Raw genomic sequence first — 14,346 nt, 5'->3', positions numbered from 1 at the left:
ACAGGTTATAAACTAAAAACGGGATGAGAAAATTGTATTCCCATCCCGTTTTTATGAATTATTCCGGATTAATTATTTCGCAAAAAAGCGGAAGAGATCGTTTCCATTTGCATAGATCAGTAAGCTGAACAACAATACCATACCGGCGATTTGAGCGTATTCAAGAAATTTGTCGCTAGGTTTTCTACCGGTAATTACCTCGTACAAGAGGAACAATACATGACCACCGTCCAGAGCTGGAATAGGCAGGATATTCATAAAGGCAAGAATAACCGATAGGAATGCGGTGATCTCCCAGAAGCCCAACCAGTTCCACTGCGAAGGGAAGATGCTACCCAGAGTTCCAAATCCGCCGAGGCTGCTGGCTCCTTCTTTAGTAAATACATATTTCATGCTGCTGGCATATCCGGTCAGTTTACCTACACCTTTGTTGATGCCCGCCGGGATGGATTCGAAGAAACCGTAACTTTTGATTTTCGGTGAGTAAATATCGGTTTCAGCCATTAGCTCAATACCGATTTTACCTTTTGAGTCTGGAGTAATAATCACCTGATGCTCTTTGCCGTTGCGGTAGAATCCCAGTTTGATCGGTTTGTTCTGGTTTTTGTAGAGGGCATCCATTGCAGCAAATGCTGTAACTGTTTTCACTCCATTCACGGACGTGATACTGTCTCTTTCCTGAATGCCGGCTTTTTCAGCAGGTTTGCCAGACATGATGCGTTTTACTACCATCGGAATACGCATCAGTGCAAATCCTTTCTTGTCGCGCAACAACTGTTGCATAAAGTCTGCCGGAATAGCCACTGAAACCACCTGTCCGTTACGCAAAACGTTTACCTGTTTCGCTTTTGAAATATCCGACAGGATGTCAGCGTCAAAACGCTCCAGCTCTTTTTTGTCGGTACTCAGCAGGATATCCCCATCATGAAATCCGATGCGTTGTGCTGTTTCGCTGAACTCCATACCCAGTCTGGCATTTTTCAACGGAACGTATTTGTCGCCCCAGGTAAATGAGATCATGGCATAAAGAAAAATCGCCAACAGGAAGTTCATCACCACACCGGCCACCATGATCATCAATCGCTGCCCGGCAGGTTTGGAACGGAACTCGAAAGGCTGGGCGGGCAACGCCATCTGTTCTTTGTCCATCGACTCGTCGATCATCCCTGCAATTTTTACATAACCACCCAACGGAAGCCAGCCCACTCCGTATTCGGTTTCACTGTTTTTAGGTTTGAATTTGAAGAGACTGAACCAGGGATTGAAAAAGAGATAGAACTTTTCGACACGGACTTTGAAGATCCGGGCAAAGATAAAGTGCCCGAATTCGTGTACGATCACCAGTATCGAAAGGCTGCATATAAGCTGTAAAGCTTTGATCAAAAATGACTCCATTGTTTATTGTTTTCTGTTTGTTTTTGAATTGTATTTATAGTAACGACTGGGCAATTGCACGGGCCTCGCTGTCAGTCGCGATGTAATCTTCATATCCCGGATGTTGGATAAATGACGCTTTCTGCATGGTCTTTTCGATGATGTCGGACATTTGCAGGAAGCCGATTTTATCCTGAAGGAAAGCTGCCACGACGATTTCATTGGCTGCATTCAGGATGCAGGGCATATTTCCACCGGTAGCCATCGCTTCGTAGGCAAATGCCAGGTTGCGGAACTTCTTCAGGTCTGGTTGCTCGAAAGTAAACTCTGTGCAGGTTTTCCAGTCCACGCGAGGAGATTTACTAGCTAATCTTTTCGGAAAAGAGAAGGCGTAGCTGATCGGAAGTTTCATGTCAGGCATACCCATTTGAGCTTTGATTCCTCCGTCTTCAAATTGCACCATGGAATGGATGATGGATTGCGGATGCACTACCACCTCGATCTCTTCCGGTTTCAGGTCAAATAACCATTTCGCTTCGATGACCTCAAAGCCTTTGTTCATCATTGTAGCTGAGTCGATAGTGATCTTAGCGCCCATATCCCAGTTTGGATGTTTCAATGCCTGGTGTTTCGTTACGTGTGCCAGTTGTTCAATCGGTGTTGTGCGGAACGGACCACCGGATGCGGTAAGGATAATTTTCTCTACTTTATTGTCCGCTTCTCCCACCAGACACTGGAAAATGGCCGAGTGTTCTGAATCGACCGGTAGGATAGGGGTGCGGTGTTTCAGCGCCAACTCGTTGATTAACTCACCGGCAACCACCAGTGTCTCTTTATTTGCCAATGCAATTGCCTTTCCGGCACGGATGGCCTGGATGGTGGGCTGTAATCCCGAGAAACCGACCATTGCAGTCAGCACCATATCAATCGGTTCTGATTCTACAATTTGGGCAATGGCCTCATTCCCGGCGTAAATTTTAATCTGGAGATCCTTAAGAGCTTCTTTGAGTTCGCCGTATTTTTCAGTATTGGCAATGATTACCGCTTCGGGTTGGAATTGACGAGCCTGCTCAATCAGCAGGTCGACGTTATTATTGGCCGTTAAAGCGTATATTTCGTAAAGTTCAGAATTTTCTGCTACGACCTCCAGAGCTTGGGTTCCGATCGAACCGGTTGAGCCCAGAATGGCCAGTTGTTTCTTCTTCATTGGTTTAAAATACAATATATTGGGATGGATTAACAGGTTTGCCTTTATACCAGATTTCAATGATTACCGGAATGCTTTTCTTATCCGATGAAGTCGCTGTTGTGCCCAACGCTTCCCCTGCATGAACATTATCTCCCGGCGATTTCAATATCCGGCTGCAATTTTTATATATGGAAATATAACCGTCAGTGTGTTGCACCTGGATGAATTCGGTTCCGTTAGGCAGATATCCGGTTTGAATGACATTTCCTTCGAGGACAGACATTACCGGGCTGTTAGCATTGGCAGCGACAGCAATGCCGAATTGCTTGATTGACGGATTAAAGTTTTGCGAAATTACCCCTTTTACAGGACGGGTAAATACGATGCTTTTCTCTCCGTTTGAAGATTTCGGCTGAATGGACAGGTTGTATTTTTCATCCTCTTCGTATTGTGCCCGGTATGCGAGTTCAGCTTTTGACGCTTTCACATTTTCCGGACTAACGCTGATCAGGGAGTCGATCACAGATATAGAGTCGAGTTTGATATCTCCTCTGAGTACCCCTTTCAGATTGGCCAGATATTTATCCTGATTACTGATTTGTTCTTCCAGCGAATCCAGCCTCAGGGCATTGTTTTGAATGTCGTTTCGTGCTTTCACATCCAGGTATCCGGGAAGGAAGTTTTTAATGGGGGTGTAAACGATCAGGGTGGAAACAATTAAAACGGCAAAGATGAAAAGAGCAAGTCCGGCCCAAAAAGCTGAAAGCAACGATAATTTGTACGCCCACACCTCTTCAAGTGTCTTTTCATTCAGTATCGAAAGCTTGTACTGGAAACGGATATGCTGCCAAAAAGTTTTACCTCTTTTTTTCTTTGCCATACGTGGATTTATGAACGACAAATTTAATAAATAATACGTCTCCCGATTGCGTGTTTAGGATTTTTACAAAGGAGAATGGGCTATTTGGATATAAAAAAATCGCTTGCACCAAAGGGTACAAGCGATTGTCGTATGCTTTTGTTTGGATCATTTAGAATAAATGATAGACATTTTGAGGTCTTTGGTCTTCAGTTTTACGGCTGAAGGAGCAAAGTCGTGCGAAATGGCGGTTATCGTTCCGCTGGTGTTTGAGTTCTGTATGGTAAAAGGCACCAGGTAAAACTCTTGTTTTTGGTTGATCAGTGAACTTAGTTTGGTTGCATTTCCCTCCTCTTTTGCTGCTTTGATCTGATTAGCAAGAGCATTCAAATCATCGTTAAGTGCGGTGCGGAGGTTGGAAAATGTGTAGGTGTTGTTTGTTTTTGAGAATGTGGCATAGAGATGTTTCTCTGCATCAAAAGTTATCTTACCGCTAAACAGGGAATCCATCTGCGTCTTTTTAACCAATAAAAGATATGTGGGTGGCTGCAGTACGCTAGTCAGTTTCTCAACGCGTACTGATCCTAAGGCGAGTTTGACTCCATTTAGGCGTTCTGCATTATGTTTAATCAATGAATCGGCCATTTGCCCTAATGGAATAGGGAGTTTGGTAACTAAACCGACTGGCGTTTTTATGTATGAGTAGTTGATCGTATCTAATTCTTGCCAGTTGGTGTTGTTTTGGTAATGGTTGATCTGAAAAAGCTCTTTAGTAAATGCCAGAGGATATGACTGATTGGAAATTGTGTCAGTGTCTTTTTTATAAGTATAATGGAGGAGGATGAAACTCCCGGTAGTTTTAATGATGGCTTTTGTTCCATAGTTTGTGGTGAAATAAAGCCCGGGGATGTACTTGTTAAACTCAGTCGGGTTTTTAGCCTTTTTTACCAATGTATCTATGGAGCCGGCGGGTAACGTCATGTACAGATACCTGGTAGAGCTGGTTGATCTTAGAGAATCAGGTATAGAAGCATCGTAGGTTGATACAGTCTTTTTTCTCCAAAAAGTTAAATCACTTGATTTGGGCGTATTGTGATTAGAGTACAGGTTTTTTCCGTTACTGAATGCGTCTGTATTCTTCATTCTGTACACGGAAATCTGCATGGGCTCCAGAGAGTCACCAACATAGGAAGTATATTGCAGGGCGATAGATGCAGAGTCAAGTGAGAGCAACTCTTCTCCTTTTGTGGTTAACGAGAAATCATCCGGACAGCGTACCTGCCCGAAGTAGTCACAGGTGAGGTTTCCGTAAGTGTCGTCGTGGAATTTCCCTAACAGACCAATGTCAGTCTTGGCATAGATAGAATCTAAGATGACGGTGGCTGATTCGATATTAAAGGTATCGTTGGATACTGCAAGAATGTCAGAATTCGGCTGTAAGATAGAGCCGATCTGGTCTAATGTGTCATTGCATGAGAAAAGGGCGTATGATGCCAAGGCTAAAAACAAATACTTTAACTTCATCTGTCATTAATGGATTTGGTTGGCTATACATGAAACCTGCAGCATCATCATACTTTGAAAAGAATGCCTGTGCATGCCGGTTTCATAGTTGTAAAGTCTATTCAACAGTGCCCAAAAGTAGCAATTAAATTATATGTTAAGCGGGGAGCTGTAAATAATTTTTATTTATTTGCATTCTCCCATACCTTGTCATAAAATTCATTATAAGCATCGATGTAAACATCAGGTTGCTGGTAATCAAGGAAAGGAAGTCCACTGCTGAGTGCGGCAGATTTTACCTCTTCGTTGATGTTTGCGCTACCCTGGATTACGCCGTCTGAAAATTGCATTGCAAACTTGGACAGGTCGGCAAAGGTAGCCTCTTTTCCGACAATTGAAGCAACATCTTCATCAGTAATTCCGTCAAGACGGAGCATTTCGCTGAAATTCGGACGAAATTTGTTCTGGAAGTCGTGATCGTACACAGAATATACGATTTTAGAGTTACTGAAGAACGGATCGTCGGAATATACTTTTTTAATGTAAAGGGGAGCCAAAGCGGTAATCCAGCCGTGGCAGTGGATAATATCGGGAGTCCAGCGGAGCTTCTTAACGGTTTCGAGCACACCACGGGCAAAGAATATACAACGTTCATCGTTGTCTTCATATTCGGTGCCATCGTCGTCGGCTACCGTACCTTTGCGCTGGAAGTAGTCATCGTTGTCGATGAAGTAAATCTGCATTCTGGCAGATTGGATAGATGCCACTTTGATAATGAGCGGGTGATCCGTATCGTCAATGATCAGGTTCATACCCGAAAGACGGATTACTTCATGCAGTTGGTTACGGCGTTCGTTGATACAGCCGAATCTAGGCATGAAATTGCGGATTTCTTTTCCTCGTTCCTGTATTCCTTGGGGTAGTTGTCTGCAAATGGTTGAGATTTCCGATTCCGGGAGATAGGGCATTACCTCTTGAGAGATAAATAATACTTTGGTGGCTTTCATTCTAAAATCAATCTATTCGATTTGGGTCTGCAAAGATAATAAAAATTTTTCGTATGAATATCCGCAGGCTATAGATAATACTTAAAAAGGAGTTCTCCGGGATATTATTTCAATGAGATAAAATCATTTTGCAGCAGAAAACCATTCAATAGTGTAATATAGTAATTAAAAACAAAAGCGGTTTAATTGGATGTTCACCCAACTAAACCGCTTCAATGTTCTATGCAATTGGCAATTACAATGCAGCCAATGCGGCTTCGTAATTTGGTTCATTTACTGTTTCAGGTACCAGTTCTGTATAAACCACTTTGCCGTTTTCGTCAATTACCACAACTGAACGCGCAAAGAGTCCGGCCAATGGGCCATCCACAATATCCACTCCGTAAGCTGCACCGAATCCTTTATCACGGAAAGCAGACAAAGTGATTACTTTATCAATTCCTTCTGTTGAGCAGAAGCGACCACTGGCAAACGGAAGGTCTTTTGAAATGCCCAATACCACCACGTTGTCTTTTTTAGCAGCATCAACGTTGAATTTGCGAACTGAAGTTGCGCAGGTTGCAGTGTCTAAGCTTGGGAAGATATTCAAAACCACTTTCTTGCCTTTTAGTTCAGCCAGGCTCAGGTTACCCAAATCGTTTTTTACCAATTCGAATGCAGGGGCTTCGCTGCCTACTGATGGTAAATTACCTGATGTGTTAAACTCGTTTCCTTTTAATGTTACTGTAGCCATAAATCAATTTGTTTTTTATATTCAGTATAAATAGTGTTCACGACTCAAATAACGTAACGTTCAGAAAATGGTTCAGTGTATCAGGTGGATTTTTTCATTTTTATATTCCGGTTCTTTTCAATAAAGCATCAATGGTTGGCTCCTGTCCACGGAATTTTTTATATAAAACCATCGGGTCTTCGGTGCCTCCTTTTTCTAATATGTTTTTGCGGAATGAGTCGGCAGCCTCCTTGCTGAATATCCCTTTTTGCTCGAAAAGCGAGAAAGCATCAGCATCGAGTACTTCTGCCCATTTGTAGCTGTAATATCCTGCTGCATAACCCCCTGCAAAGATGTGGTTGAATGCCGTGCTGATAGAGACGCCATCCACTTTGGGCAATATCTGGGTTTTAGAGCATGCCTCGCTTTCGAAAACCAGTGGGTCACCGCCGAATGATGAGGTGAGAGTGTGCCACGCCATATCCAGGAAGCCGAAATTTAACTGGCGAACAGTTGCGTACGCCACATTGAAGTTATCCGCTTCTTTGATTTTTTTAACGAGCTCGGCGGGGATTTTTTCTCCGGTTTGGTAGTGCACGGCAAAACGGTCCAGGAACTCTTTCTGGCTCATGTAATTCTCCATAAACTGTGAAGGAAGCTCCACGAAGTCACGGTAAACATTCGTGCCGGAGAGAGATTCGTAGGTGCATTGAGTTAGCATGCCGTGAAGCGAGTGTCCGAATTCATGCAGGAAGGTGTTCACTTCGTCGTAAGTCAGCAATGCCGGTTTGGATGCAGTCGGCCGGGTAAAGTTCATTACCAGCGAGATGGATGGACGGTTGTCTTTTCCATTGAGTTTGTACTGACCTTTGTATTCCGTCATCCAGGCTCCGTTGCGTTTGCCGCTGCGGGGATGGAAGTCGGTATAGAGGATAGCGATGAATTTCTTGTGTACATCATATACTTCGAAGGCTTCCACTTCGGGGTTGTACACCGGGATCTTCTCGTTTTTCTTAAATGTCAATCCGTATAGCTCGGTTGCCAGGCCGAAAACGCCTTTTTTTACATTCTCCAGCTCGAAGTAGGGGCGGAGCAGTTCGTCGTTGATCTGAAATTTGGCATCCTTCAGCTTTTCAGCGTAGTAAGAGAAATCCCACGGCATCAACGTGATGTCTTTATTCTCGTGGCCGATAGCGTAGCCCTGCAGCTCTTTGTATTCTTCCAGTGCAACCGGTTTGTAGGCATCGAGCAGTTTGTTGAGCAGATCGTAAACGTTGTTTTCGTTTTTAGCCATACGGTCGCGGAGGGCATATTCCGCATAGTTTTTGTAGCCCATCAGTTGGGCGATCTCCATGCGGAGTTGGGATATTTTTTTGATTAGCTCACGGTTGTCAAATTCGCCGCCGTTCATACATTTGCTGTTATATGCCATGTAAAGCTTTTCGCGCAGGTCGCGACGGTCGGAGTATTTCATAAATGCCACGTAGCTCGGCATGGAGAGGTCAAATGCCCATCCGGTTTTCTTTTTATCTTTGGCGCGAAGGGCAGCCGCATCGATAACATCTGCGGGAAGTCCTGCAAGCTCGCTTTTGTCGGTCAGTTCGAGCAGGTATTTGTTGGTCTCTTTCAATACATTTTGTCCGAACATAAGAGTTGCTTGTGCCAGGTCGGTCGAAAGCTTGCGGAATTTTTCCTTATCCTCGCCTTTCAGGTTAGCCCCGTTCTTTTCGAAGCTGATGTAGGTGCGTTCGAGCAGCATTTTCTGTTCCGGATTCAGTCCAAGTTTGTCACGTTGGTCATATACCGCTTTCACCCGGTCAAACAGTTTCTCATTGAGCGTGATATTATTGCTGTGTTCAGTCAGTTTCGGGGAAATCTTTTGCGAAAGATCCATCATCTGGTCGTTGCTCTCTGCACTGTTGAGGTTGAAGAATACAGATGAAACCAGATTGAGGATATGGCCCGAATGTTCCAGCGCCTCAATTGTATTGGCAAATGTAGGAGCCTGGTGGTTATTGACAATAGCATCGATCTCAATATTGTGAAGCTTCATGGCTTCATCGAAAGCCGGTTCGTAATGCTCGATTTTGATTTTATCAAAAGGTACTGTCTCAAACGGTGTTGCCGGTTTGATCAGAAAAGGATTGGTTGCTTGTGTCATAATGTAACTGGATGATAATATTACGGTTAGTAATCGTTTTATTCGTTTCATATCTGTTTTTTCTTATGGATGAAGGCAAAGTTAGTGAAAAGTGGTGGATAGCGATGTACGGAGCTTTATAAATGCATGAAGCAGCTTTAGTCGTAAATCTGACAGATACCCTTCACTTTTCCATTTCATCATTCTCTGTAACAATATTGGCATTACCTGTTTTCTAAATCTTTACAAACATCCGGACGCACATTTTTGCACAATAGGCTTTTAGTCAACAGTATGCAACAGTGATTGAACAATCGCATACCTAACGGATAACTTTTCCTAAAACTCTATTCCGGCATCAATCAAAAGTATTTTAGAGTTGTTCTAATTTATCGAAGCCGATTGAAAAGCAGCAAACGAAAACGGGAGCCACAACTTATCCCGTTTCCAGTAAAAGCAGTACGGATATAGTCCGACTAAGATTGTTGTTAAACCTAAGAGCCTGTTTAAATTTTATTGCTCGACTTTTTCAGGACTATTTCGAGGGGGATTTTTTGCTTTTATCCCGCAGATTTAGCTGGCTAAATCAAGGGGGAAAAGTGAAAAATATACCCGAAAGAGGCTAAAAAAGGAGCAAAGAAAGGAGTTTCGCCTCCTTATATGAAAATGTTTCGGTAAAATTTAAACAGGCTCTCACCCTTAAAGCGGAAAATGCCGCATATCATAATATCAGAACATAATACCGGAACCCGATTCCGACACTATACGACTTCTTATTTCTTTTTCCTTTTGCATAAATTGGATGAATGAAAGGCAGCACATGATCCCCGATGCGGGACTCTAAGCTGTCGGGACCACGGGACTCTACCACACCGCATTTAAGCAGATTGGCAGGCGTCTTCCTTTAAGAGTTATTTTTCATCATTATTTAACCTCTAACATTTCGTCATTATTCAACCTTAAATTCAAATCAGTCATGACAAAAATAAGATCATTATTCATTCTGGTTCTTGTATTGCTGGCCGGATGTCAGCAAGAACTAGCCGATTTGGGATCGCTCAGCGATCAGTCACAACTCAAATCCGCCAATGCGGATAAGACAGTTACTTACTACGGCAATGTTGTCAGATTGGGAAATGGCAACGTTAAGACCTACTATACCGAAAGCCTGAGCGGCACGCCTGTCGAGCTGGGTATTATTCTCAACGAGGCCACTTTGTCAAGCCTGCCGGAACAACCCACTTCCATCACCCTTCCCTTCCATCTCAAAGCGGGAAAAACAAACTTTACCCATGCGTTGATTGACTGGAACCCGATGGGACACGAGCCGGCACACGTCTATGACAAGCCCCACTTTGATTTCCACTTCTACTTTGGATTTACCGATGCTCAACGGCTGGCAATCGGACCTAACGATACCGTACAGTTTGCCCACGTACCTGACTCAATCTTCTGCCCGCCGATGTATTGGAAGATTCCGGGAGGAGTACCGCAAATGGGAGCTCACTGGGTCGATTTGCTTGCTCCGGAATTCAATGGGGGGACATTTACCAAAACCTTTATCTTTGGTAGTTATGACGGACGTTTCATCTTCTACGAACCGATGATTACACGGGATTATTTGCTGACTCAACCGAACGAAACCATCGAAATCAGGCAACCGGCTGCATTCCAAAGCGAAGGTTGGTACCCGATGAAATACAGTGTAAGGTATATCAATACCAATCCGAAACAGTATATCATCAGCCTGACCAATCTGGTTTATCATGAGGCTTATGCTGAATAATTAGTAGAAAAGCGAAAGAGCACTTACCTAATCCGGATAAGTGCTCTTTGTTTATAGGGGGATAAATTATTAAACTTACGACCTCATGATTATGAATCATGCGCTCTTACCAACTGAACTATCGCGCCATCAATTCCTTTGCAATTGAGAAAAATTTAGTGAGAATTAAAAAGCACTTACAAGATTGGTGGTAAGTGCTTTTTTGAGTAGTGCGACCCGGGATTGAACTGGGAACCTCATGATTATGAATTATGCGCTCTAACCGGAAACATTCAAAAATCTTTTTCTTGCCGTTTACGCTTCAGTATTCTTCCCAAAATGTAACATTATCTCTTTTGTGATTAAATAAAATGAATAACCAGGTCAGGATTTGAGAATGATGCAAAACATCACGACCTTTGTACTGATATAACTATAGAAACAATTATAAATAGATACGTACTTATGAAAACGGCTAAGATTATTACCGAAAAAGGCGAGATGCTGGTTGAGTTTTACGAGCAGGATGCTCCTAAAACCGTAGCTAACTTTATCAAGCTGGCTAAAGAAGGATTTTACGATGGGTTGACTTTCCACCGTGTAATTCCTGATTTTGTGATTCAGGGCGGATGTCCTGACGGTACAGGAGCAGGTGGCCCCGGTTATTCTATCCCTTGTGAGCTGAAAGGTGGCAACCAGTACCACGACAGAGGCGTATTGTCCATGGCACATGCCGGACGCAATACCGGTGGTTCGCAGTTCTTCATCTGCCATTCGCGCACAAATACTTCTCATCTGGACCGTCAACACACTTGCTTTGGTAAGGTAGTGGAAGGTTTGGAAGTGATTGACCTGATTCGTCGGGGCGATAAGATTCTGAAAATCGAAGTGTCGGAATAATTTCCGATAAAGATATGATAAAGCAAAGGTCAGAAAGAATAGCTCTTTCTGACCTTTGCTTTATCAAATTGTTTCATTATTGTAAGGTGGAATTGATATATTTTATGCCTGTGTTGTCAACAACACAAGCATTTCACAAGGAATCATTTAGTGAGCTTTGAAATTCCATTTGGAATTGTCGCTATTCATATCAAATTTGCCAAGAGTGGGTGTGCTGTCCCCCGAGGAAATCAAAGCCAGTTGTCCTTTCGAATTAGGAACTATTTTAGGCATAATCCTGTAAGTTCCATCGGTCAGTTGATCGATGCGCCACAATTGTTCGGGTGCACCGGTAAATGTTGGTACCGTTATTACTTCTGCATCTGCAGTTGCAGCCAACGCACGGTCAGTGCCTGCGATTACTATTTTGTAGTAAGGTCCTCCGGGGCATCCACCTGCATAGGGAACTGCTGTGATTGTCCATTTCTGATGAGGGCGGAACATGTAGTCTCCGATTCTCACACTAATATTTCCGGTCGGCCAGGTTTTAATCACATCGGCCAACTCCTGCGACGCAACGGGTTTGATCGGTTCGTCAGTGTTGTGACCGAATCCACGCATGCCACCCGGCATTCTTGTAAAGTCCACTACCAGTTCCAAAGCATATCCCCTTCTTTCCGATTCAATTTCGTAAGTGCCTTCTTTGAAGTTGTCTCCGGCAACAGGCCATCCGTTTTTCCATAACAGTGGGCGAATGCCTAATACGCTACGGCCGCCCTGATCCAAATCGGCTTCGAAGTGGCACGACAGTTTTTCTACACCATCACCCAGTATCCAACGACCGAAATGTCCCGGTCCGGTTACTCTTCCTCCGGCAGCAATCACCATTTTACCGCCACCTTCCAGCATATCGCGTCCCATATTGTCGAGGTAAGGGCCTGTAACTTTTCTGGAACGACCGACAACGATATTATAGGTTGAATTCGGACCGTCACAGCAGGTTCCGTGTGTACCTAACAGGTAATACCAGCCATCGCGGTACATCAAATCGGTAGCTTCGCAGTCGATGGCAATATTGATGGCTTTGTTACCTTCTACCCGTTTCCCGGTTTTCGGATCGAGCTCTACAAGACGAATAAACCCGAAATAGGTGCCGTATGACAACCACAAACGGCCGTCAGTAGGATCGAGCAGAAGTCCCGGATCAATGGCATCGTTATCTTCCATATTGGCAGATGAAGCCACTACAACGGGTTCAGTGAACTTAAAATCTGGCGATTTAGGGTCAAGAGTTTTATTCCACATGGTATTTATTTTACCATCGTGTCCGCCACCCAGTCCGCCACCGGTTGAGCCATAAGCAATAAGGTATCGATCGCCGATTTTTATCACATCCGGAGCTGCACCTCCACCTGGGCGTATGGCACCACCGTTCCAGGTCCAACCGTCTTCGGATATTAATCCGCCGCTACCTGTACCAAATGTGTAATACTTCCCGTCACACTCCATGATGGTTGATGGATCATGTATGAATGGTTTCCCGGTTTGTGCGTTCAAAGTTCCGGCTAACAGTAACGATAGCAGGGCTGTTATGCCCATTATTTTAGTTTTAAAGTTCATCTGAGTATAATTTGTTTTTTAAGGTCAATTTGTTTTTCTACCAGTCGTCCCACATTCTGATTTGATGGAAGGACTAACCTGATTTTATTCGCAGCTAATGGAGAGATCTTTGATCGGCTTTCCGTTTTCATCCAGGAAGCGAACACAGAAATCGCTCATTCCCGGACCATTGATTACGGCTCCACGAATGATATTTCTTCCTTTGTTCAGTGTGAGGCGGGGCGATACGCAATCGTCCATAACCATACGCCGGTCTCCCGAAAGTAGCACGGCTTCCTTGCCGTTGAGCCACCACATCGATGCCGAGTTGGATCCTACGGCCATTCTTACGTTTTTCATTTCGCGTGGACAGTCAACCACGGTTACCGACCAAAACAGCACTCCGTAAATGGGCTTTCTTAATCCATAGGCAAAACGGAACAATTTAACATTGAAGTTTTTACTATCCAATGCGTGCCATGCAAGTTCCTGTTCGCCGACCTTTACTTTATCTCCATCTTTGGGGAGAGCCGTAAACTGGTTTGGAAAATACTCGGTTGAGAATGCCGTTCTGAGGTAGCTGTCGGTAAAAACAGCATTGCTACGGTTGGGTTTGTTAATGGGCTCTAATAGTAACCAACGTCGAATGAATCCTTTCGCATCGGGAGCCTTTTTGGTAGTCGTGGCCGGAGTGAAGTATGCGGAGATACTTCGCGTAGTATCGCTTTGGGTAGTACCATTCATTTCGGCTCTTGTGGTAGCGTAACTTCCCTGTAATCCTAATCCTGTCAAAATAGCAGAACTAATCGCTAATGACAATGTTTTTCGTTTAATATCCATGGTAGATTTTTGCGGTTTTTACGTTTGTTGTTCTTGGAAAAATAAGTACACGTACTTTACAAAACTACAAAAATTATTGTTTTATACCACGCGATTAATGAAGGGGTGGATAGGGGAAGTGTATGATTAGTAGCAATATACGAGGTAGTTTATTGTAAAATAGCGTCACAATTTCGGAGGGAAACAAACCCTTACAGTTTGCACTTTTCTCATCCATGCTTAAATGAATTATTTAGCCAGGATTAAGTTTGTAAGAGGCTGTATATGTGTGCGCTAATGTCTTGTGCTGATAAGATTATGCGGTAGTTGATCGTGCTGTGGTCCCTGATACATCCACTAACAGAGGGGCGGTCGTTGTGTTTTTCAAATTGTACCAGACGAGATTTTCGGATGAGGAGATATGAATCTCTTGATTGTGAGTAAAAAACGCAAAACTTTTTCTGTAAAGCTTCTTATTCTATTTCCATTTCTCTGTTTGG

General features: G+C 43.6%; 11 protein-coding genes and 1 tRNA gene. 2 read left to right on the top strand and 10 right to left on the bottom strand.

What is annotated here, in order from left to right:
• Positions 1–72 precede the first annotated feature (72 nt).
• The 7 genes from rseP to MLE17_RS02555 form a co-directional block, all read right to left on the bottom strand.
• On the bottom strand, positions 73–1,395 hold the full coding sequence (gene rseP / locus MLE17_RS02585; protein WP_243346703.1) for an RIP metalloprotease RseP: 1,323 nt from the start codon (positions 1,393–1,395) through the stop codon (positions 73–75).
• Between the two features lie 34 nt (positions 1,396–1,429).
• Positions 1,430–2,581, bottom strand: coding sequence for a 1-deoxy-D-xylulose-5-phosphate reductoisomerase (locus MLE17_RS02580; protein ID WP_243346691.1), 1,152 nt, complete (start codon positions 2,579–2,581; stop codon positions 1,430–1,432).
• A gap of 4 nt (positions 2,582–2,585) precedes the next feature.
• Positions 2,586–3,443 (bottom strand): murein hydrolase activator EnvC family protein, encoded by an 858-nt coding sequence (locus MLE17_RS02575; RefSeq protein ID WP_243346690.1) that lies wholly within the window; start codon positions 3,441–3,443, stop codon positions 2,586–2,588.
• Positions 3,444–3,590: 147 nt separating this feature from the next.
• A complete protein-coding gene (locus MLE17_RS02570) occupies positions 3,591–4,946 on the bottom strand; it encodes a DUF4270 domain-containing protein (protein WP_243346688.1) in 1,356 nt (451 codons plus the stop codon).
• Positions 4,947–5,107: 161 nt separating this feature from the next.
• Positions 5,108–5,932, bottom strand: a complete 825-nt coding sequence (locus tag MLE17_RS02565; RefSeq protein WP_243346686.1) for a glycogen/starch synthase — start codon at positions 5,930–5,932, stop codon at positions 5,108–5,110.
• 235 nt (positions 5,933–6,167) lie between these two features.
• Positions 6,168–6,665: a thiol peroxidase gene (gene tpx / locus MLE17_RS02560; RefSeq protein WP_243346683.1), complete on the bottom strand. Its 498-nt coding sequence runs from the start codon at positions 6,663–6,665 to the stop codon at positions 6,168–6,170.
• A gap of 100 nt (positions 6,666–6,765) precedes the next feature.
• Positions 6,766–8,856, bottom strand: a complete 2,091-nt coding sequence (locus MLE17_RS02555) for a M3 family metallopeptidase (protein WP_243346681.1) — start codon at positions 8,854–8,856, stop codon at positions 6,766–6,768.
• Between the two features lie 904 nt (positions 8,857–9,760).
• Between MLE17_RS02555 and MLE17_RS02550 the strand changes: the two genes are divergently transcribed.
• Entirely contained in the window at positions 9,761–10,570 is an 810-nt protein-coding gene (locus tag MLE17_RS02550) for a DUF5602 domain-containing protein (RefSeq protein WP_243346679.1), read from the top strand.
• 28 nt (positions 10,571–10,598) lie between these two features.
• On the opposite strand, the gene MLE17_RS02545 is transcribed toward MLE17_RS02550, so the two are convergent.
• Positions 10,599–10,693: transfer RNA gene (locus MLE17_RS02545), tRNA-Met, on the bottom strand.
• A 321-nt stretch (positions 10,694–11,014) separates the two neighbouring features.
• On the opposite strand from MLE17_RS02545, the gene MLE17_RS02540 reads away from it, so the two are divergent.
• The gene (locus MLE17_RS02540) at positions 11,015–11,449 is read left to right on the top strand and encodes a peptidylprolyl isomerase (RefSeq protein ID WP_243346670.1); all 435 of its coding nucleotides are present in this window, start codon (positions 11,015–11,017) and stop codon (positions 11,447–11,449) included.
• A 147-nt stretch (positions 11,450–11,596) separates the two neighbouring features.
• Here MLE17_RS02540 and MLE17_RS02535 read toward each other — a convergent pair whose 3' ends face one another.
• Positions 11,597–13,048, bottom strand: a complete 1,452-nt coding sequence (locus MLE17_RS02535) for a family 43 glycosylhydrolase (protein ID WP_243346667.1) — start codon at positions 13,046–13,048, stop codon at positions 11,597–11,599.
• 84 nt (positions 13,049–13,132) lie between these two features.
• Positions 13,133–13,771 carry an acetylxylan esterase gene (locus MLE17_RS02530; protein ID WP_410795595.1) on the bottom strand — a complete coding sequence of 213 codons (639 nt, stop codon included), beginning with the start codon at positions 13,769–13,771 and terminating at the stop codon, positions 13,133–13,135.
• Positions 13,772–14,346: the final 575 nt, after the last annotated feature.

The organism is Parabacteroides sp. FAFU027 (assembly GCF_022808675.1).
GTDB lineage: Bacteria > Bacteroidota > Bacteroidia > Bacteroidales > UBA7332 > CAXXIC01.
This window is presented reverse-complemented; position numbering and strand designations above follow the sequence as displayed.

Coding starts and splice junctions, on each gene's coding strand:
- rseP (WP_243346703.1), bottom strand. CDS start 1,395: ATGGAGTCATTTTTGATCAAAGCTTTACAGCTTATATGCAGCCTTTCG.
- MLE17_RS02580 (WP_243346691.1), bottom strand. CDS start 2,581: ATGAAGAAGAAACAACTGGCCATTCTGGGCTCAACCGGTTCGATCGGA.
- MLE17_RS02575 (WP_243346690.1), bottom strand. CDS start 3,443: ATGGCAAAGAAAAAAAGAGGTAAAACTTTTTGGCAGCATATCCGTTTC.
- MLE17_RS02570 (WP_243346688.1), bottom strand. CDS start 4,946: ATGAAGTTAAAGTATTTGTTTTTAGCCTTGGCATCATACGCCCTTTTC.
- MLE17_RS02565 (WP_243346686.1), bottom strand. CDS start 5,932: ATGAAAGCCACCAAAGTATTATTTATCTCTCAAGAGGTAATGCCCTAT.
- tpx (WP_243346683.1), bottom strand. CDS start 6,665: ATGGCTACAGTAACATTAAAAGGAAACGAGTTTAACACATCAGGTAAT.
- MLE17_RS02555 (WP_243346681.1), bottom strand. CDS start 8,856: ATGAAACGAATAAAACGATTACTAACCGTAATATTATCATCCAGTTAC.
- MLE17_RS02550 (WP_243346679.1), top strand. CDS start 9,761: ATGACAAAAATAAGATCATTATTCATTCTGGTTCTTGTATTGCTGGCC.
- MLE17_RS02540 (WP_243346670.1), top strand. CDS start 11,015: ATGAAAACGGCTAAGATTATTACCGAAAAAGGCGAGATGCTGGTTGAG.
- MLE17_RS02535 (WP_243346667.1), bottom strand. CDS start 13,048: ATGAACTTTAAAACTAAAATAATGGGCATAACAGCCCTGCTATCGTTA.
- MLE17_RS02530 (WP_410795595.1), bottom strand. CDS start 13,771: ATGAATGGTACTACCCAAAGCGATACTACGCGAAGTATCTCCGCATAC.